16 protein-coding genes are annotated in these 19,256 nt (G+C 45.5%); 6 read left to right on the top strand and 10 right to left on the bottom strand.

Annotated features, from left to right (window positions below; genetic code table 11):
• Positions 1–5: 5 nt before the first annotated feature.
• Genes NPE20_RS23770 through ruvC form a run of 3 tightly spaced genes read left to right on the top strand, consistent with a single transcriptional unit; the run spans position 6 to position 3,207 of the window.
• Positions 6–1,943 carry a DUF3857 domain-containing transglutaminase family protein gene (locus NPE20_RS23770; RefSeq protein ID WP_256541200.1) on the top strand — a complete coding sequence of 646 codons (1,938 nt, stop codon included), beginning with the start codon at positions 6–8 and terminating at the stop codon, positions 1,941–1,943.
• Between the two features lie 10 nt (positions 1,944–1,953).
• Positions 1,954–2,592 (top strand): leucyl/phenylalanyl-tRNA--protein transferase, encoded by a 639-nt coding sequence (gene aat / locus NPE20_RS23765; RefSeq protein WP_256541199.1) that lies wholly within the window; start codon positions 1,954–1,956, stop codon positions 2,590–2,592.
• A gap of 18 nt (positions 2,593–2,610) precedes the next feature.
• On the top strand, positions 2,611–3,207 hold the full coding sequence (gene ruvC / locus NPE20_RS23760) for a crossover junction endodeoxyribonuclease RuvC (protein ID WP_256541198.1): 597 nt from the start codon (positions 2,611–2,613) through the stop codon (positions 3,205–3,207).
• A gap of 5 nt (positions 3,208–3,212) precedes the next feature.
• On the opposite strand, the gene NPE20_RS23755 is transcribed toward ruvC, so the two are convergent.
• Positions 3,213–3,737 (bottom strand): 5' nucleotidase, NT5C type, encoded by a 525-nt coding sequence (locus tag NPE20_RS23755; RefSeq protein WP_256541197.1) that lies wholly within the window; start codon positions 3,735–3,737, stop codon positions 3,213–3,215.
• A 127-nt stretch (positions 3,738–3,864) separates the two neighbouring features.
• On the opposite strand from NPE20_RS23755, the gene NPE20_RS23750 reads away from it, so the two are divergent.
• Both NPE20_RS23750 and NPE20_RS23745 read left to right on the top strand, forming a co-directional pair.
• Positions 3,865–6,318 (top strand): TonB-dependent receptor, encoded by a 2,454-nt coding sequence (locus NPE20_RS23750; protein WP_256541196.1) that lies wholly within the window; start codon positions 3,865–3,867, stop codon positions 6,316–6,318.
• Between the two features lie 2 nt (positions 6,319–6,320).
• A complete protein-coding gene (locus NPE20_RS23745) occupies positions 6,321–7,499 on the top strand; it encodes a PepSY-associated TM helix domain-containing protein (RefSeq protein ID WP_256541195.1) in 1,179 nt (392 codons plus the stop codon).
• A gap of 254 nt (positions 7,500–7,753) precedes the next feature.
• Here the strand turns inward: NPE20_RS23745 and NPE20_RS23740 are convergent, their stop codons facing one another.
• From NPE20_RS23740 to NPE20_RS23700, 9 genes are all read right to left on the bottom strand, one after another.
• Positions 7,754–8,767, bottom strand: a complete 1,014-nt coding sequence (locus tag NPE20_RS23740) for a flavin reductase family protein (protein WP_256541194.1) — start codon at positions 8,765–8,767, stop codon at positions 7,754–7,756.
• A gap of 5 nt (positions 8,768–8,772) precedes the next feature.
• The gene (locus NPE20_RS23735; RefSeq protein WP_256541193.1) at positions 8,773–9,768 is read right to left on the bottom strand and encodes a zinc-binding dehydrogenase; all 996 of its coding nucleotides are present in this window, start codon (positions 9,766–9,768) and stop codon (positions 8,773–8,775) included.
• Positions 9,765–10,184, bottom strand: a complete 420-nt coding sequence (locus NPE20_RS23730) for an ankyrin repeat domain-containing protein (RefSeq protein ID WP_256541192.1) — start codon at positions 10,182–10,184, stop codon at positions 9,765–9,767. The genes NPE20_RS23735 and NPE20_RS23730 overlap by 4 nt, the downstream gene beginning before the upstream one ends.
• A gap of 89 nt (positions 10,185–10,273) precedes the next feature.
• The gene (locus tag NPE20_RS23725; protein WP_256541191.1) at positions 10,274–10,885 is read right to left on the bottom strand and encodes a superoxide dismutase; all 612 of its coding nucleotides are present in this window, start codon (positions 10,883–10,885) and stop codon (positions 10,274–10,276) included.
• Between the two features lie 151 nt (positions 10,886–11,036).
• Positions 11,037–11,510: a nucleoside deaminase gene (locus tag NPE20_RS23720; RefSeq protein ID WP_256541190.1), complete on the bottom strand. Its 474-nt coding sequence runs from the start codon at positions 11,508–11,510 to the stop codon at positions 11,037–11,039.
• Positions 11,510–11,884: an SdpI family protein gene (locus NPE20_RS23715; RefSeq protein ID WP_256541189.1), complete on the bottom strand. Its 375-nt coding sequence runs from the start codon at positions 11,882–11,884 to the stop codon at positions 11,510–11,512. The genes NPE20_RS23720 and NPE20_RS23715 overlap by 1 nt, the downstream gene beginning before the upstream one ends.
• Positions 11,881–12,216: a tRNA-binding protein gene (locus tag NPE20_RS23710; RefSeq protein WP_256541188.1), complete on the bottom strand. Its 336-nt coding sequence runs from the start codon at positions 12,214–12,216 to the stop codon at positions 11,881–11,883. Before NPE20_RS23710 ends, NPE20_RS23715 begins: the two co-directional genes overlap by 4 nt.
• 287 nt (positions 12,217–12,503) lie before the next feature.
• On the bottom strand, positions 12,504–16,025 hold the full coding sequence (locus tag NPE20_RS23705) for an ABC transporter permease (protein ID WP_256541187.1): 3,522 nt from the start codon (positions 16,023–16,025) through the stop codon (positions 12,504–12,506).
• 786 nt (positions 16,026–16,811) lie between these two features.
• Positions 16,812–17,339: a YfiT family bacillithiol transferase gene (locus NPE20_RS23700; protein WP_256541186.1), complete on the bottom strand. Its 528-nt coding sequence runs from the start codon at positions 17,337–17,339 to the stop codon at positions 16,812–16,814.
• Between the two features lie 85 nt (positions 17,340–17,424).
• Between NPE20_RS23700 and NPE20_RS23695 the strand changes: the two genes are divergently transcribed.
• Complete coding sequence (locus NPE20_RS23695) at positions 17,425–19,251, top strand: FAD-dependent oxidoreductase (protein WP_256541185.1); 1,827 nt, start codon at positions 17,425–17,427, stop codon at positions 19,249–19,251.
• Positions 19,252–19,256: the final 5 nt, after the last annotated feature.

The following is a 19,256-nucleotide window of genomic DNA, read 5'->3' as shown; positions in this document are numbered from 1 at the left end:
TAATAATGACACACATCAATATAAAAAGCTTGCTGTGCACAATAGTGCTGGCACTTGCTTTTGCGAACGGATCTTACGCGCAAGAAGAGAACATTCCCAAGGCGCTTTATACCGCTGCCGGCATTCCCGATTCTTTAAAAACGGATGCCAACTCTGTTGTGAGGTATAAAATGAAAAACATAACTGTAGACGGGCCTGGCGATATCTCTGTAAAAGAACACTCCATAGTTACTATTTTAAACGAAAAGGGTAACGATGAAGCACAAGAAGTTTTAGGATACAGTAAAAAATATAATTCGATAGGTTCTTTTGAAATGCGCATATATAATGCGGCCGGCGAAATGATAAAGAAATATCGTAAAAGCGATATGTATGATCGTTCGGCGGTTTCCAGTGGTTCAATTATAACCGATGAACGATTGATGGTTATAGGGCATACCATTGCCACCTATCCGTCAACTGTTGAGGTTACCTACGAAACAAATTATAGGAGTTCCATTAATATCGATTCGTGGGATATACAGGATACGGAGCAATCTATACAAGATTCTTATTGCTATTTATCAATTAAAACAGGCTCCGGCTTTAGGTATCTGAATAAAAACACCGCAGTTAAGCCAAAGGCAAGTACCGATAATAAAACCGATACCTATTTATGGCATGTATCAAACCTGAAGGCCATTAAGCTTGAAAGCGGGGCCAAATCATGGCGGGTATTACCACGGATCTATTTTGCAGCCAACAAGTTTGAGTTTTACGGCCTCGACGGCGATTTTAGTACCTGGCAAACTTTTGGCAAATGGATACAGGGCCTAAACGCCGATGTATGCACCCTTACCCCTCAAAGGGCCGAAGAGATCAAAAAAATGACAGCGGGTATAAAAACGGATAAAGAGAAAGTGAAGTTTTTATATGAATATATGCAGCAAAGCATGCGTTATGTAAGCGTGCAATTAGGCATTGGCGGCATGAAACCCTTTACCGCCGACTTTGTAGACCAGAAAAAATACGGCGACTGTAAAGCCTTGTCAAACTATATGTACGCCTTACTAAAGGCTGTAGATATCCCTGCAAATTACGCCGTTATAAACGCCGGCGCCAATGCTGAGCCTGCAGAACCAGGCTTCGCCCGAAATTCATTTAACCACGCCATACTTTGCGTTCCGTTAAAAGGTGATACCACCTGGCTGGAATGTACCAGCAATACAAATGCCTTTGGTAAACTTAGTCCTTTCACCGAGAACAGGCGCGCGTTATTAGTTACCGAAGATGGCGGGAAATTGGTAAACACCCCAAAAAGCGTTGCAGAAGATAACCAGTTTAATAGCGAGGTACAGGTAATATTAAGTGCCGATGGCGGCGCCAAAGCACAGGTGAAAATTTTAAGCACTGGTGAATATCGCGATGATTATATAGGCCTGGCAACCTTAAAAGCTGACGAGCAAAAGGAATACCTAATTCGCATGCTTAACATGAAGCAACCATCCATGTTAGATTACAAACCCTTAATTGATAAAGATGGCATTAAGGAAGTTAGCCTTGATATTGAATATGATAAGTTTTGCGACGTAATGGCCGGTAACAAACAGTTCTATCGCCCCCGGGTGTTCGATCTGTGGGGAACTACGCTGCCTGCACTTGATAAAAGGACTACTGATTACTACTTTAATCAGCCGATGATGAAGAATTGTGTAACCACCATTATACTGCCCGCGGGTTTTGAGGTGGAAACTTTACCGGCAAACCAAAGCCTGAAATTTACTTATGGCAACTATGACATTAAGTATGTTTATGATGCCGCTAAAAACCAGGTGACAAGTACAACAAAATTTAATTTAACCAATCATGTTATACCCGCTGCAAAATACAACGAGATGCAGCAATACATGGATAATATAGCTAAAGCCCAAAATAAAAAGCTGATAATACGCCGCAAGGCGTAAATTTGCCTTAATGATATTCAGGCTTGATGAACGGTTGCTATTCCCTGCCCCCGAACTGGCAGAAGAGGATGGCCTTTTAGCGATAGGCGGCGACCTATCTACCGACCGTTTGCTTCTGGCCTATCAAAATGGGATTTTTCCATGGTACAGCGATGATGAACCCATTCTGTGGTATTCGCCGCACGAAAGGTTTGTGCTGTATCCGCAGGAACTAAAAATTTCAAAATCCATGAAGCGGGTACTCAGATCTGAGCCTTTCAGGGTTACTACAAATACTTGTTTTAACGATGTGGTAGCCGCATGCTCATCCATACAACGCGAAGGGCAGGATGGCACATGGATCACTGATGATATGAAAGCAGCCTATGCAAAGTTGCATAGCGAAGGCCATGCGCATTCTGTTGAGGTTTGGCAGGATGACAGGCTTGTGGGCGGTTTATATGGCGTACACACCGGCGATGTATTTTGTGGCGAAAGCATGTTTAGCAGGGTAAGCAACGCCTCTAAAACCGCGCTGATCTGGCTTTGTAATACCGGCAGATACAAACTAATAGACTGCCAGGTTTACACCGAACATTTAGAAAGTATGGGCGCCCGGATGATAAGCCGTGAAGAATATATCGGCGTTCTGCATAAAACCACTGCCTAAACATTAGTTTTGTAACAGATGGAGCAGGCAAATCACAAAGAGCGTATAATTTTAGGTATCGACCCCGGCACAGCAGTTATGGGCTATGGACTGTTATTAGAGAAAGGCCCAAAAATTGAACTGATTAGCCTGGGCGTGGTTAAAATGGATAAGATTGACGACCACATGCTAAAGCTGCAACGCATCTTCGAAAAAACCGTTGCCCTTATTGATAACTATAAACCCGATTGCCTGGCTATTGAGGCCCCCTTCTACGGCAAAAACATACAAGTAATGTTAAAGCTGGGCCGTGCGCAGGGTGTGTGTATGGCCGCTGCCCTATCGCGCAATGTAATAATAACCGAATATTCACCACGTAAAATAAAGCAGTCTATCACCGGTAATGGTAATGCTACTAAAGAGCAGGTAGCAGCCATGCTGCAATCCATACTAAAGTTTAGCGAAACCCCCGATTTTTTAGATGCTACCGATGGTTTAGCGGTAGCGGTATGCCATTCGTTTCAAAAGATCCAGGTATCGCGCGGCGGCAAGGTCACCAGTAAAAAAAGCCACTCGGGCTGGGAGGCTTTTGTAAAAGATAATGCCGCCCGGGTAAGCGTCATCCCAAAAAAATAATGCCGCTATAGCAGCATCTTACGTATATCTTCCCAGGAGTTTACGCGTACATCCCATTCCACATCGCGGTTATGCGGTGCTGTAAATAAAATCCCCTGCCCAACAAAACGTTTAAAATGCTTCACATTATCATCTATCAGGTAATCGGCATTAATGATGCTTTTATCCCCGCAAAAAACGATGTTGGTCCACGAGATGTAGGGGAAGTGTTTGCCCATCCATTCCAGTTTTGGCAAAAAAGAGTTGGGGAACTCCATAGCCGCGGTGGTAATAAATATCTCATATTTTTCATACAGATCTTTGATCACTTCCTGGCAGCCCGGGATAATTTCCAGGTCTTTAAAAAAGTCGTCATGATACACATATTCCTTTATCAGGTACTTGTGGTCATCTGGCAATAGTTCCGAAAACCTTTTGGAGTTGAGTTGTTCGTGAGAAAATTCGATGCCATGATCGCGTGTATACCATTCCGCAAAACGGTAGTTGGCATCCGCGATAACTTCATCCATATCAATAGCTATTCTTTTCATATAGTGTCATTAATACACAAATATAATCGCTTTAAATCAGCTACTTGTTTATAATTATTCTAAATAAGTTGTATAAGACAATTACATGACTTACTTTTGGCCATTATTTATAATTAGTCTTAATAAGATGAAGAGATTACAACCCTATACCTTTTATCTATTTACAGCCATTTTGGTGCTGTTTACATTTATAAACCCTACTCATTTATATGCCCAAAAGGCAAAAGGCACGGTAACCGGTAAAGTTGTTACCGCTAAAAACGAACCTGCCGATAACGTTTCTATAGGTTTGGAAGGAACAGGCTACGGCACCATCACAAAATCTAACGGCGAGTTTTCTTTCAGGGCCCCTGCCGGATCATACAAATTGGTTATTTCATACGTAGGTGTTGATCATGTTGAAGTACCCGTTGTAGTAAAGGCCGGCGAAACGGTTACCGTCCCGGCAATAACCGTTAATGCAAGCCTATCGCAGTTAACCGAAGTAAATGTTATTGCTAACAGGGCAAACCGCTTTACAAGTAAAGTAAGTACAGATGTAGGTAAGATACCTTTGGACAATCTGGAGAACGCGCAAAGCTATACCACTATTACTAACGAGCTTATTAAAGAGCAACAAATATTTACGGTTGATGAAGCCCTTAGAAACTCTCCGGGTATACAAAAGCTATGGGATGCCACAGGCCGTGCAGGCGATGGTGGCGGCTATTTTACTTTACGTGGCTTTGTTACCCAGGCGCTTGTGCGCAACGGTGTTGCCGGTTTAGTTACCAACTCTATCGATGCGGTTAACGTAGAAAAGATCGAAGTTATAAAAGGCCCTTCTGCAACATTGTTTGGTAGTACTTTAACCTCATTTGGTGGTTTAATAAACAGGGTTACCAAAAAGCCATACGAAACCTTTGGCCTTGAAATAGGCGAAACCGTAGGTAGTTATAACCTTAACCGTACCACTGTTGATTTGAACACCCCGCTTGGTTCAAAAGTTGCGTTCCGTTTAAATGCGGCTTACAATTACGAGGGCAGCTTTCAAAATAATGGCATGAGCCGCACTTATGCCGTTGCACCAAGCTTATCTATAAAAGCAAACGACAGGTTATCCTTCTTGTTCGACGCCGAGATGTTTTATGGTCGCGGCTCGGCTAAACCATTCTTCTTCTTTTACTCAACGCCGAAAGACTTAGGCGTTACCAATGCCAATCAGTTAAAAATAGATTACAATCAGGCCTATTCAAATGATGATGTAACTTCTTATTCGCGAAGCTTAAACTATTTTGCACAGGCCAAATATAAAATATCTGATAAGTTTACTTCCCAAACCGTATTTTCATCATCAAACAGTTTTTCTAACGGCCCAAGCCCTTATTATTACTTAATAACTGATGAAATAGCTATGGGTGCCCCATATAATGCACCAGATTTGCCGGGACAAGGAAACTACATATTACGTAACGATCAATCTACCGCTAACAGTAAACTTGGCGCTATTGAAATTCAGGAAAACATAAACGGCGATTTTAATATTGGATCGGTTCGTAACCGCTTTGTTTTTGGTTTAGATTTTCAACGCCAAAACTCGCACCAGATCTACCTTGATCACCAATATGGCTACGCCCCTATCAATGATCCAAACTTTGATTATGGCAATTTCAACAAGCAACTGGTTGATGCAATGGATCCGGGTACACCTTTCCCATACATCTATAAAACCAACACTTACAGCACCTATCTTTCTGATGTTGTTAATTTAACCGATAGATTAATAGCTTCTGTAGGTTTACGTGTAGATCGTTTTGAAAACAAAGGCACCTACAACGTTGACGGTACACAATCGGGCAAACCATACAGCCAGACAGCCTTTTCGCCAAAGTTTGGTTTGATCTATCAGCCAATAAAAGAAGCCCTTTCGTTATTCGCTAACTTCCAAAATGGCTTCCAGAACACCCAGGTTTTTATAGGCGAAAACAACCAGCCTGTTACACCTAAAATACAAAATGCAACCCAGATAGAGGGCGGCGTTAAAGCGGAGCTGTTTAACGGTAAATTAAATGGTACGTTAAGCTATTATCGTATTAACCTAACCAATGTAATCCGCAATGTACCGGGTTCAAATGTTTTCAAGGTTCAGGATGGAACGCAACAAAGCAAGGGTTTCGAAGCCGAAATTATTGCCACCCCAGTTTCTGCTGTTAATATTATAGCCGGTTTCTCTTACAACGATTCTAAATATACCAAGGCAGGTGCCAACGTACAAGGCTTACGCCCAAACACGGCCGGTTCGCCTTATTTAGCTAATGTTTATATAAGCTATCGTTTACCACAAAGCCTGATTAAAGGCTTGGGCGTTGGTGTTGGTGGTAACTATGCCAGCAACAACAAAATAATAAACAGCGTAAGCGAGGGCACTTTTGAACTGCCATCATATACCTTATTAAATGCATCGGTGTATTTAGACAGGCCTAAATACCGCTTAGGGTTGAGCGGCAATAACCTAACCGACAAACATTATTATACCGGTTACACAACTATTAACCCGCAAAGGTTACGTCAGTTTGTTTTGAGCGCGTCTTATAAATTATAAGTATGACACCATTTAAAAAAGTACTGCTTTTTTGCCACCGCTGGCTCGGATTCATCTCCGGGCTTGTGGTGTTTATAGTAAGTATAACCGGCTGCATTTTTTGCTTTCAGGACGAGATACAGGACGCTATACATGACCATCGCCATGTAACGGTACAAAGTGCCCCCTACAAGCAACCATCAGAATTAATATCAGCAGTAAAAACGGCGTATCCAAATGCATCGCCCGATTTTATTTACTATTTTGGTAAAGGTCGCCCTGCCGCAGTATACGCCAACCAGGGTAAGGATGGCTTCGAGTTTATATATTTAAACCCTTACACCGCCCAGATCACCTACCACGAAAAGCTGGAAACAAACTTTTTTATAGTAGTAGAATACATTCACCTGTACCTGTTACTGCCGCCTGCCATTGGTAAGTGGGTAGTAGGCGTAGCGGTTATCATTTTTATGGCGATCATGGTTACCGGGCTTATTCTTTGGTGGCCCAAACGCAAAAGCGACCGCAAACGCAGCTTCACCATTAAATGGGGTGGCCGCTGGCGAAGGGTTAACTATGACCTGCATAATGTTCTTGGTTTTTACGCAACGTCAATTGCCATCATATTAGCTATAAGCGGACTGGCAATAGCGTTTAAGCCGGTAAGCAAAGCCATTTATGATGCCGCTAATATTGGCAGAGATATTACTTATGATGAGGAAGTAACGGAACCTAAATCAGATTCGTTGAAAAGGGCCGGACTTGCAAAACAGCCGGTTGTTGATATTGCATTCGCGCACGCCAGGCAGCAAGCCCCGGAAGCACAAATGTTTTTGATCCACAATGATCCTGCTTTATCCGGCGCAATTGGTGTGGGGGCTTACGCCAAATCGATGCATTATTCGCATGCTACTGGTTTCGAGTTTGACAAATACAACGGCAAGCTGCTAAAATCATACATATACGATAAAAAGAGCCCTGGCCTTAAACTGATCGAGATGAACTATGATATCCACGTAGGGCAGATAGGTGGATTAACCACCAAGATCATCGCGTTTTTAGCCAGTTTAATTTGCGCTAGTTTGCCAATTACCGGCTTTATCATCTGGTTGGGGAAACGTAAAAAGGCAAAGTCGAAGGCGACAAAAGTACGTGGCGCTGTGCATCACAAAACGCACAGGCGGGTAGTACAGGCTTCTTGATTTTTTAACCACAAGAGAACACAAAGAAAAACCACAAAGGCCACAGAGATTATTCTTTGTGCCCTTGGCTTCTTCCCAATTGTCATTTCGAACGAGGTACGAGGAGAAATCTTTTACAACAAACAGGTAGACTGCATGCTATCGGATGCACTGTGTAAAAGATTTATCTTCGCCCCACTACTAGTCCCCCCGCTGCTCATCGAAATGACAGGAGGAGGTGTTTTTATTGCAAACTGCCAACTATTAACTGCAAACTACTTATACTCTATCTCCACATCATCTGTCAGCGCGTGGCCGGTACAGGTCAGGATCCAGCCTTTGGCGATATCCTCATCAGTTAACACTTCGTTTTTCGCCATCTCTACTTTGCCGGTTTTGCAGAATGCCACACATGCCGAGCAGATACCACTACGACAACTATAAGGCAGCTGGATATTATTTTGCAAAGCGGCCTGTAGTATAGACTGGTTCTCGCCTTCCACTACATCATGCAGTTCGTTGTTAAAATTTATGCGGATGTTTTTGGGCGGATAATTAGTTTGGCTGCCGGTTACGGGTATTGTTTCCAGCACAAAGTTTTCTTTATGAATTTGTTGCTGCTCTATCCCCATATACAAAAGCGTAAGCCTGATCATCCGCATATATACAAACGGACCACACAGGTAAAATTCAGCCTTTTCTTTCTCAAATGCCAGTTGCTCGTTCACCAATTGCTCTACCTTTATATTGGTAAGCCGGTTGGCGTCGCTGCTTAGTAAATACGTAATATTTAACCTGGCGGGATAACGTTCCAGCAGGTTGTTTAACTCGTTATTGAATAATATCGATTCGCGGTTTTGGCTGCTGTAGATGAGGTGCAGCTTACTTTTCCCGGGCCTGTTTAAAATATATTTGATCTGCGAGAATACCGGCGTAATACCACTGCCCGCCGCAAAAAACAGGATATCTTTCTCTGATCGATAATTGCTAACCGTAAAAACGCCCGCAGGTTGGGCAACGGTTAACACATCGCCAACATTAACTTTTGTGAGCAGGAAACGCGAGATCTCGCCATTGGTGATCCGCTTAACGGTAATAGCCATTCGGTCATCATCCGGCGATGAGCTTAAAGAATACGACCGGCGAATTTCCTGGTTACGATGGTTAAATATAAGGGTAAGAAACTGGCCGGCCTTGTATGGCACATTATGCCCATCTACTTCAACCAAATAAAAAGTAGCCGTATCTGGTAATTCCCATTTTATTTCATCAACCCGTAATTGCAGCATCTAAATCAGATCTTGATCACCAATTTCCCAAACTGTTTGGCCGCACCCATTTTATCAAAAGCCTTCTTCGCCTCGGCCAGCGGGAATACTTCATCAACTACAGGCACTATTTTATGTTCGTTCACAAAGGCAAGCATGGCTTTAAAATCTTCCTGCGTGCCCATGGTAGTACCCAGTATTTGCAGCTGTTTCCAAAAGATTGGCCGGGCATTAAGCTCCGGTATATTGCCTGCCGTGCCACCAAAAAATACGATGCGCCCGCCGGGGTTGCATAGGTCGGGGATCTTGGCAAAATCGGGCCCAAGGGCGCTGTCTACCACAATATCAAACCCACCACCGCTAAAGTGTTTAAGCTCTTGTGCCCAGTCCTGCGCTTTATAATTCACTCCTGCGCATGCCCCATGTAGCTTAGCCTGCTCAATTTTTTCACCCGTGCCCGATGTTACGAACACTTGTGCACCTGCCGCCACAGCAAATTGCAGCAAAAAAGAACCCGTGCCGGCGCCAACGCCAACTACCAATACCTTATCTCCTTTTTTGATATGCGCTTTAGTGAACAACGCACGATAAGAAGTTAACCCCGCTAAAGGTAATGCAGATGCCTGTTCAAATGTTAAATGGGCCGGCTTTGGATAAAGATATTTGGCTTTTACCAAAACGTATTCGGCCATGGTGCCATCTTCGGGCAGGCCCAGTATTTTAAATTCTTTCGATTGAAATTCGGGGTGCTCGCCCCAGTTATGAGATGGGTTGATGATCACCTCTTTGCCCAGCCAGTCGCCCGCGCCTTCGCCTGCTTCGGCAACAATACCTGCACCGTCGGCACCTAAAATGGTGGGATATTTTATCCCGGCGTATTTGCCAACCGTTATCCAATAATCGCGGCGGTTTAGGGCTGCAGCTTTTATTTGCACCAATACTTCGCCCGGGCCGGGTGTGGGTTTGGCAACTTCTTTTATAACCAAAGGGTTTTCTGCGGATTCAAGGACGATGGCTTTCATAAAGTAGTTAATTTTGATTGATATTTATTTGCTGACGCTCCTAACTCTTTCAATAACGCTGCCATTTTTAACTGATGACCCATTAAAGCAGCATCCAGGGCAGTCCAATCGTAAATATCTAATGCGTCCATATTACATTTTTTATCGGCGAGGTATTTAACAACGTCATACCGCAAAAAGGTTACGGCATGGAAATATGGGGTCCTCTTTCTATCATCAGCAAGGTTAATATCTGCACCATTTTCTATAAGCAGTTTTACAACCTCTATGCGGCCCCTCCTGCTTGCATAAAGCAAGGCTGTTGCCTGGTACTGATCCTGCACATTAGGGTTTATTCCTTTATTTAAATAAAGTCCAACCTTTTCAACATCTCCCATTCCGGCTGCCCTGATAAATGTCTTCTGATCTTTTTCCATTTCAGCTAAAATAAAAAAAGCGGCGGATTATTTATCCTGCCGCTTTGTATTTTAAAGCCCTCTCCTTTAGGGAGGGTTGGGTGAGGCTATTAAGCGATAGCTTTGCTATATAATTCTGAAACGTGGTTCCAGTTAATAACATTCCAGATAGCAGCCAAATAATCAGGGCGACGGTTCTGATATTTTAAGTAGTAAGCATGTTCCCATACATCAATACCTAAAACCGGGGTGCCTTTTACTTCAGCAATATCCATTAAAGGGTTATCCTGGTTTGGGGTTGACGTAACAGCCAGTTTTTTATCGGCAGTAACAATTAACCAGGCCCAGCCAGATCCAAAACGGGTAGCACCTGCTTCAGATACTTTAGTTTTAAAATCAGCAAATGAACCGAAAGTGCTTTTTATAGCATCGGCCAATGCACCTGTAGGTTCGCCGCCACCGTTAGGTGAAAGCAACGTCCAAAACATAGTATGGTTATAGTGGCCACCACCGTTGTTACGTACAGCAGGCGGAAATTTAGAGATATTTTTGATGATGTCTTCAATTTTACCATCAGCCTCTGGTTTACCTTCTAAAGCTTTGTTTAAGTTGGTAACATAAGCCTGGTGGTGCTTGCCATGGTGAATTTCCATAGTAGCTTTATCAATGTGCGGTTCCAGAGCATCAGTAGCGTAAGGTAACGCCGGTAGTGTAAATGCCATAATATTTAAAATTTAAGGTTAAACGAATTCGTGATGTAGCAAATATAAGGGTTGAACTATGTTTTTGTTCTATATAAATGTCAAGTTTTTGTTAAGGAGACCATAGTCCATGGTAGCAGCTATTGACCATCGTCTATGGGCTATCGCCCGTTTACTTCCTTTTCGACTTAAAAAATCCTTTCACCAACTGCGAGCATTCGTTCTCGTGGATGCCGCCGGTTATTAATGTTTTGGGGTGGGTTACGCTTTGGTTCAATCTGCCGAAGCCCCGCTGGGTATCATAAGCGCCGAAAACTATCCGCCCTATCTGGAACCAGTAGCTTGCGCCCGCGCACATTACACAAGGCTCGAGCGTAACATATAAGGTGCATTCGGGCAGGTATTTGCCACCCATATAATTGGCGGCAGCGGTAAGCGCCTGCATTTCGGCATGTGCCGATACATCGTTCAGTCGTTCGGTAAGGTTATGGCCACGGCCAATGATCTGCCCTTTGCAAACCACAACAGCACCAATAGGTATCTCATCCTCTTTTAAAGCAAGGCGCGCTTCCTTTAGGGCCTCGTTCATAAAAAACTCATCCGGGGATACGGCAGGCTGCTCGTCGTCAAAAGTAAAGTATCGCATTATAGTGTATCGCTAAATTGCTGTTTTAAATGTTCTTCTGTCGCCCTGAAAAGTACAGCCGCAGAACCGAATGCGCAAAGCAGCATCAGCACTACTTTAATACCTGTGCGCCATTCCGGGCTGATAGGTAGCAGCATCATACCCGCTGTCAGGATAATTCCCGTTATTACCAAAACTATCCCGCATTTAATCATCAGTTTGGTGGAGTAGCGGTTGCCCTCGTCCCAGTTTTGCTGGTTTTTCATAGATTGTGTGGTACGGTAGCCATAAAGGCTGTTGATTTCTTTAGGCGGATAGTACTTTTGTATTAACCCGGCAATGATAAATATCAAACCTATCAGGTGAGGGCCGGCTATCCAGTTTGCAAAAATCATATCAGTTTACTACCGTTGGGTACAGGTTTATCAATAGCGGTTAGTATGATATCGCCGTTCTCATCGGCAAGCCCGGTCACCAAAAACTCCGACATAAAATTGGCTATCTGTTTCTTTGGGAAGTTCACCACGCCCAATATTTGCCTGCCGGGAAGTTCTTCTTTAGTATAATGTTTAGTGATCTGTGCGCTGCTTTGTTTCACACCCAGCGGGCCAAAATCTACGGTAAGCTTATAAGCCGATTTACGCGCCTCGGGGAAATCTGACACTTCCACTATGGTACCGGCACGCAGTTCTACCTTTTCAAAATCGTTCCAGGTTATGGTTTCCATAAGGGCAAAGGTATATTGTTAGTTTTACAACTAACCCATCATACCGAATTTATTTCGGCATTTCTCCTACAAGGTAGTGAATAGGTAATGCGGTGACTTGTCCGGGAGATCCTGAAACAAGTTGACAGGCCTGCCTCATGTCAATTTAAAAGGCGAAGGAGATCTGACGCATTTAAACTAAAAAATGCGTTCCGTATCTCACCCCGGAACGCACCTCATTCGTATTTCAACTAAATCTCAGATCGCACGTTGATGGACCTGAAAGGCTTTTTAACAGACTGCCCGGATCATTCGCTTCTCAGGCTTTTGACAGGATTTGTAAGCGCCGCTTTTATCGCCTGGAAACTAATGGTGATTAGGGTAATGACTATAGCCGCTAAACCCGAAGCGATGAACACCCCTACACCGATGTTAACGCGATAGGTGTACTGCTGGAGCCAATTATGCAGATAATAGAACGCCACCGGCGAGGCAATAACGCAGCTGATGACCACCAGCACGATAAAATCGCGCGATAGCATCAGCCAAACCTGCGCTACTGATGCACCCAGCACTTTGCGGATGCCTATCTCTTTTGTACGCTGCTCGGCAACGTAAGCGGCCAACCCAAACAGACCAAGGCAGGATATAAATATGGCCAACCCGGCAAACACGCCCGCCAGCTTGCCCACTAACATCTCCAGGTTAAACTTGCGCGCATATTCGTCATCCACAAACTTGTACTCATAGGGAAAAGCCGGGTTATATTTGCCAAAAATCTTGCCGATCTTGTCGATAGCGGCAGGTATACTTACGTTTTTGGCCAGCCGGTATGTCATCACAAACCCGAAGGGGTTATGCCCGAAAACGGCGGGCGCCACCGGGCTGTAAGGCGACTCCATCAGCGCATCCTTCACCACGCCAATGATCCTTACCGGTTTTTTATTGAAATTAATAGTTATCTGCTGATTAACCGGATCTTTTAAACCGATACGCCTCACCATCGCTTCATTTACGATCACATTCAGTGTATCGCTTTTCCAGTCGCCCGTAAAATTGTGCCCACCGGAAAAGGCCATCCCTAATGTCTTAAAATAGCTGTCAGATACCCATATCGCGCCGATATTCACCTTTTCCTCGCCTGCATCTTTACCGGGCCAGTCTTCCAGCATAAAATGGCTGGACACCTGTGTGGCGGGTGAGGTGGCGGAGGCTACGCTCTCCACAAGCCCCGAAGCCAGCAGGTCGTTTTTCAACGTTTCGTATTTCTGGGAAAGGCCGCTGTTCATGTCGGTCATCATCAGCCTCTCGGCACTGTAACCTGTTGGCCGGTTCTTCACATATTGTATCTGCTGGTAAACGATCACCGTGCTAATGATCAACGCTATGGAACAGGTAAACTGCACCACCACCAGCACCTTCCTCGGCAGGGATGCCCAGCGGCCCATCTGGACGCTGCCCTTCAGCACTTTAACCGGGTTAAACGCGGACAGGTAAAACGCCGGCCGGCTCCCCGCTATCAAACCGGTAAGCAGTACAAACACGATCATAATACACCAGAAACCAATGTGGCCAAAAGGAATATAGACGGCAGAGCCCGTTAGCGAATTAAATGCCGGCAAAGCCAGCTGAACCAGCAGCAAACCCAGCAGGAACGATATAAATGTGATGAGGACAGACTCCAGCAAAAACTGGTAAACCAGATCGATACGCGCCGAGCCGATGGCTTTGCGCACGCCAACTTCCCTCGCCCGCTTTTCAGATCTGGCAGTAGAAAGGTTCATGAAATTGATACAGGCTATGGCCAAAACCAGCATACCGATAATACTGAATAAACGCACATATTCTATAAAGCCGCCAACAGCTTTACCATTTTTAAAATCGTTATATAAATGCCAGTCCTTTAAAGGATGCATGATCACTTCGGGCTTCGCGGGCCGCATCTCCGGGCTTCTTTTATTCACGATATCCCTTATCTTAGGGGCTATCTGCTGGTAAGTTACGCCCGGCTCCAGTGCCACGTAGGCAGAGAATGAATTGTAAGTCCACTTCGTGCGTCCTTCTTTGATCCAGTCCTGGGTAGCTTCTGAGTAAGCAAAAGGTATCAGGTAATGGAATTGCAGCGTAGCATTTGCAGGGATATCGCGGATAATACCGGTCACCGTCATGTTCTGCAAGTTATCAAGCCGCACACTTTTCCCCATCGGGTCGGCATCTCCAAACAATGTTCTTGCTGTCGATTCGGTTAAAACTATCGAATAAAGATCCTTTAACGCGGCATTGGCGTTGCCTTTTATAAACGGATATTGAAATATCTTGAAAAAATCTGCCCCTACAGCACCTCCCTCCATGTACAGCTTTTTATCGCCCACCAAAAGGCCATGGTTCACGCGGCCTATATTGTCAGCTTCAGCAACATATTTTATGCCGGGGATCTCTTTCTTTAAAACATCAGTTAGCGGCAGCGCTATGGAAGTTTGGGTATGCGTGCCGTCATGCTCCGAGGTCAGGTTCATCTCCACCTGGTATAATTGCTGATAGTTTGGCAGAAAGCGATCATAAGAATATTGGTTAACCACCCATAAACCTATCAGGAGTGCCACGGCCATGCCGGCTGCCAGGCCCAGGACGTTTAGTATGCTGTAAACTTTGTTGTGCAGCGTACTGCGCCAGGCGATCTTTAAATAACTTCTAAACATAAAGTTGCGGTTTAATTTCTCAACTGTCCACTTCGGGGTGGATTTATGATACGAAATTACCGTCGCCAGCCGGGCATCGCTGCCCAGATTATAAGATGGGCAATCTTTTTTCAGATCATTTTTATATTCCACCGGGCTTTTCCCGGTCATATTCTTGAAAATGCGGGTAAACGCGCTTTGCGAATTAAAACCCGAATCTAATGCGATGCCCAGCAGTGTTATGTGGTCGTTAGCCGGGTCCTGCATTTTCCGGGCTACCTCAGCAACGCGGTATTCATTAATGAAATCGTTAAAGCTTTTTTTGAGCACCACATTAATCATCCGGGACAATTCATGAGTGGTCAGTTCAAGCTTTTCGGCTAACGAGCTTAAACTTAGTTCAGGGTCCCGATAATACTGGTTGGTTTTCACCACGGTTTTCAGCCAGGTGCCCTTTTGCTTAAGCTCTGCCGGTGTCGATGGTTTTAAAAACACAGGTGTATTTGCCGGCATGCCCGCTTCCGGCCTTAAATAAGCAGTGGCAGCTATCCATATCAACATCACTGTTAAGCAGAGATAAAACGGATAATAAGCCTGCGTGCCTAATTGCTGATGATAATAAAAATAACCTGCAGCGGTAAAAGGTATCCACAACAGCCATAGCAGGCCAAAACCCTTCAATAATGTATGCAGCCAGCGCAGTTCGTACCTGTGCCGGTCGCCCTCGTTAAATTTCATGCGCCGGTAAAAGCGTTCTATCAGCCTGTGCGCACAATACAGGTAGGTAATAACCGAAATAAACGTCAGCAACTGCCATACCGGGTTCAGCAGCAACACTTGCTCCAGCAATACCGGGATGAAATGCAGCAAGTCCTTACGGCTAAATTTATATTGGGGCCGCGTTAATTTTAATACATAAATATAGATGAGGGGGCCCAGTGCCAATGAAAATTGCAGCGGCAGCCGGATATCAATAACCGAAATACGGACCATCCACAAAGCCATCACAGCCAGCGCCAGGGCAAGAAACCGGTTCGCAGCTTTATTAGTCCTTTTTGTGAACGCTAACAACAGGGCAAAATTGAGCCCGGTAAATACCGTTCCCAGGATGACCAGGTCATATAGATTGATATGGGATGTATAGTTGTTCAACGTATATCAACTTGCGCAATTGCTGTTCCATGTTTATAAGATATTGACATACATGCAATTGCAAGATAAAAACCCTGATAATTGTAACGAAAGCGAACATGAGCTGTTCGGTTTTAGCAATGGCGAAAGATCGAACAATGTAAAATTTTCTGTCGGGTCAACGCTCGTTTATCACCCATTTTCACCCGAAGTTGTTTTGCCAACGTGGAGAAAAAGGGAATTGGTAAATCAATGAATCCGGTTCAAATACCCATACCGTCATTGCGAGGTACGAAGCAATCTCTTTGAGCAAATCCTTCATGCAAGGTGTATAACTGTCCTAAAGAGATTGCTTCGTACCTCGCAATGACGCGCGGAAAAGGTCGCTGCTTGTATCTTGTCAAAGACGCGAAGTATCGCGTCTCTACGGGAGATAATGTAGAGACGCGATACTTCGCGTCTCCCGCCACGCCACCCCTGCGTTAAGGATTGAAGCGGATACCGGCCCCGCGCCTAATGCCTGTGTGCGTATGAGCGGAAAGCCCGGGCCGTAGGCAACGCCCAAAAGCCTCACCCCGGCCCTCTCCAATGGAAATGACTTTAAAATCTGCCTTCCTCCCCTTTATTGGTTAAGATTCCCTCCTTGGGGAGGGGTGCGTTGGGCTATGTGGTGGCAGGGAGGGGTTTATTAGTCCTGCTTTACGCGAAATCCCTCCCTACACCCTCCCGATGGGAGGGAATCGCACAAGCCCCATGCTTATGTATACTCATGGGGCTATTACCCTTCGGAGAGGGCCGGGGTGAGGCCTATTTAAATTTCTTAATTGTTTCGGTTAAATGGGCTAAGTGATGGTTACCATGCCATGCATACAGGGCCAGGTTCTTTTTTAGCGGGGTTACACTGCCCGATTCCGGGTGCACAAAGGTGCGGTTCCATTGGTCTTCGCTGAAGCTTTCGAACAAGGCGATCATATGCTGATGGATGCCCTCCAGCATTTTCAGCGACGGCTCAACAGGCAGGCGGTAATCCGGTTGTATGGCCCAGGCAGCTTCGTCGTATGGTTTTATGGTTGGGTTATCTTCGGTAAGCGCCAGTTTAAAACGGGTGAGCGAGTTCATGTGGCTATCGGCAACGTGGTGCACAACCTGGCGCAATGTCCAGCCGCCGGTACGGTATTGCGTATCCAGCTGCTGATAGGTTAAACCAATAATAGCTTCGCGAATGCGGCCCGGCAGGGTGGCAATATCGTGGATCCAACGGCGCATATCATCATCTGTGTAAGATACCGGCGGTGTAAATTTTCCTATCGGGAAGCGCATTTGTTCGTCTGTCATGGTGTTTTTGGTGGATATGATATAAATTTTATTGTTGGATAAGGAATTGGGCTAAATTAGCGTTTTACTGTTGTTTTGCTTAAAGATGCTTAAAAAATTCCTCCTGATATGCCTGTTGCTTAAATGTTCGGCAGGCTTTGCCGAAACCATCCGCACCGATGTATTGGTTGTTGGCGGTGGCGCCAGCGGTGTTGCCGCGGCCATACAAAGCGCCCGCAGTAAAGTAAAAACTATGCTGATTGAACAGGGGGCCTGGCTAGGCGGCAGCATGACCAGCGGAGGCATGTGTATACTGGAAGGTAACCGTAACCTGGCATCAGGCATTTACGCCGAATTTAGAAACCATGTGCGCGAGTTTTACAAACCCCGGCTGGGTTATGATACCACCCGCAACGCCCCGCTGGTGTTTGAACCCTATACCGGCGCGGCCATCCTCAAAAAGATAACCGACACGGTGAAGAACCTCACCGTAAAAATGAACACCCCATTTACCGGTATAAAAAAAGACGGTACCGGCTGGGAAGTAACCGTTTCTATAGATGGCAAACCTGTTACTATAAAAGCCAAACTGGTTGTTGATGCTACCGAGCTGGGCGACGTGGTTGCCGGTGCAGGTGTGCTGCTCACATCGGGTTTTGATAGCAGAGCAGATACCAAAGAGGCCCTTGCCCCCCTGAACGCTACCAACCAGATCCAGGATATCAGCTACATTACCATCCTGAAGGATTACGGCCGCAGCACCGACCATACCATCCCCCAACCCGAGGGTTACAACACCGAGCAGTATGCCTGCCTAAAAAGCACCGATATTAAAAAATTGCTCGCATCGGCAAAGCTGCCCAACGATAAGTACATGATAAAATGGGCCGACTGCGGCAACCAATATTCCGTTACCAGCGATGACCTGAAACCCGAGAACCGCGAGGCTACCTTCCGCAAGGCAAGGCTGCGTACACTCGGGCTCATTTATTACCTGCAAACGGAGCTGGGTTATAAAAACCTTGGCCTTACCGATGATTTTAAAACGCCCGATCGCCTGCCTTATATTCCCTTTATCCGCGAGAACCGCCGGTCGGCGGGTGTAGTGCGGATGGTGCTTGATGATATTTATACCCCCTACAGCCGCGGTTCTAAACTTTACCGTACCAGCATTGCCGTTAGTGATGCCATGCCGGGCCAGCATTACAGCGTGGCGGGTGTGCCTCAAATAAACTACCCGCCCTTCCCCGCTTACTCTATTCCGCTGGGTGCGGTGGTGGTGAAAGACCAGGACAATTTACTGGTGACGGAGAAGGCTATGTCGGTTACGCATTTGGTTAATGGCAGCATTACTTACCCATCCGTACAGATGACGCTTGGGCAGGGCGTTGGCGCAACCGCCGCCTACTGCGTATTTTTTGAAACTACTACCCAAAACCTAAAGCCCCGTGTGATACAGGGCGAGATCCTGGATTTTAAAGGCATGCTGATGCCCTTCGCCGATATTAAAACCACCGACCGCGACTATCGCGCCATACAACAGATAGGTGCAACCGGCTTGCTGCAGGGTATCCAAAAAGTAACAGGCAACAGCGCACAGGTTTTGTTTGTTCCCGATAGCACCGTACATACCGCCGAGATAAAACCTTTCCTGAACGAGATCTACTCCCGCTCGTTTTTATGGTTTAACAAGGAAAATCCGGGTGAGCTGTTCACCATTGCCAACCTGCTCAGCTACATCAGCGAGATGACCCTGCGTGACCCCAAGAACTTGCAACTGGAAACCCAAAAGGCCTGGAAAAGCTATTATAAGTTCCCCGCTGAATTTAATCTTAACCGCCCCGTTACCCGCCGCGAATTTGCCGTTCTGGCCAACCGGTTTTTCAACCCGTTTGCAAGAAAAGTGGATTTGAGCGGGAAATTGGTCAACTAATTTTC

It is taken from the genome of Mucilaginibacter aquariorum, assembly GCF_024498135.1.
Lineage (GTDB): Bacteria > Bacteroidota > Bacteroidia > Sphingobacteriales > Sphingobacteriaceae > Mucilaginibacter > Mucilaginibacter aquariorum.
The sequence above is the reverse complement of the archived record's forward strand: the minus strand, read 5'-3'. Positions and strand labels throughout refer to the sequence as shown.

Excerpts from the sequence above, each read along its gene's own strand:
- NPE20_RS23770 (WP_256541200.1), top strand. The coding sequence starts at position 6 with ATGACACACATCAATATAAAAAGCTTGCTGTGCACAATAGTGCTGGCA.
- aat (WP_256541199.1), top strand. The coding sequence starts at position 1,954 with ATGATATTCAGGCTTGATGAACGGTTGCTATTCCCTGCCCCCGAACTG.
- ruvC (WP_256541198.1), top strand. The coding sequence starts at position 2,611 with ATGGAGCAGGCAAATCACAAAGAGCGTATAATTTTAGGTATCGACCCC.
- NPE20_RS23755 (WP_256541197.1), bottom strand. The coding sequence starts at position 3,737 with ATGAAAAGAATAGCTATTGATATGGATGAAGTTATCGCGGATGCCAAC.
- NPE20_RS23750 (WP_256541196.1), top strand. The coding sequence starts at position 3,865 with ATGAAGAGATTACAACCCTATACCTTTTATCTATTTACAGCCATTTTG.
- NPE20_RS23745 (WP_256541195.1), top strand. The coding sequence starts at position 6,321 with ATGACACCATTTAAAAAAGTACTGCTTTTTTGCCACCGCTGGCTCGGA.
- NPE20_RS23740 (WP_256541194.1), bottom strand. The coding sequence starts at position 8,767 with ATGCTGCAATTACGGGTTGATGAAATAAAATGGGAATTACCAGATACG.
- NPE20_RS23735 (WP_256541193.1), bottom strand. The coding sequence starts at position 9,768 with ATGAAAGCCATCGTCCTTGAATCCGCAGAAAACCCTTTGGTTATAAAA.
- NPE20_RS23730 (WP_256541192.1), bottom strand. The coding sequence starts at position 10,184 with ATGGAAAAAGATCAGAAGACATTTATCAGGGCAGCCGGAATGGGAGAT.
- NPE20_RS23725 (WP_256541191.1), bottom strand. The coding sequence starts at position 10,885 with ATGGCATTTACACTACCGGCGTTACCTTACGCTACTGATGCTCTGGAA.
- NPE20_RS23720 (WP_256541190.1), bottom strand. The coding sequence starts at position 11,510 with ATGCGATACTTTACTTTTGACGACGAGCAGCCTGCCGTATCCCCGGAT.
- NPE20_RS23715 (WP_256541189.1), bottom strand. The coding sequence starts at position 11,884 with ATGATTTTTGCAAACTGGATAGCCGGCCCTCACCTGATAGGTTTGATA.
- NPE20_RS23710 (WP_256541188.1), bottom strand. The coding sequence starts at position 12,216 with ATGGAAACCATAACCTGGAACGATTTTGAAAAGGTAGAACTGCGTGCC.
- NPE20_RS23700 (WP_256541186.1), bottom strand. The coding sequence starts at position 17,339 with ATGACAGACGAACAAATGCGCTTCCCGATAGGAAAATTTACACCGCCG.
- NPE20_RS23695 (WP_256541185.1), top strand. The coding sequence starts at position 17,425 with ATGCTTAAAAAATTCCTCCTGATATGCCTGTTGCTTAAATGTTCGGCA.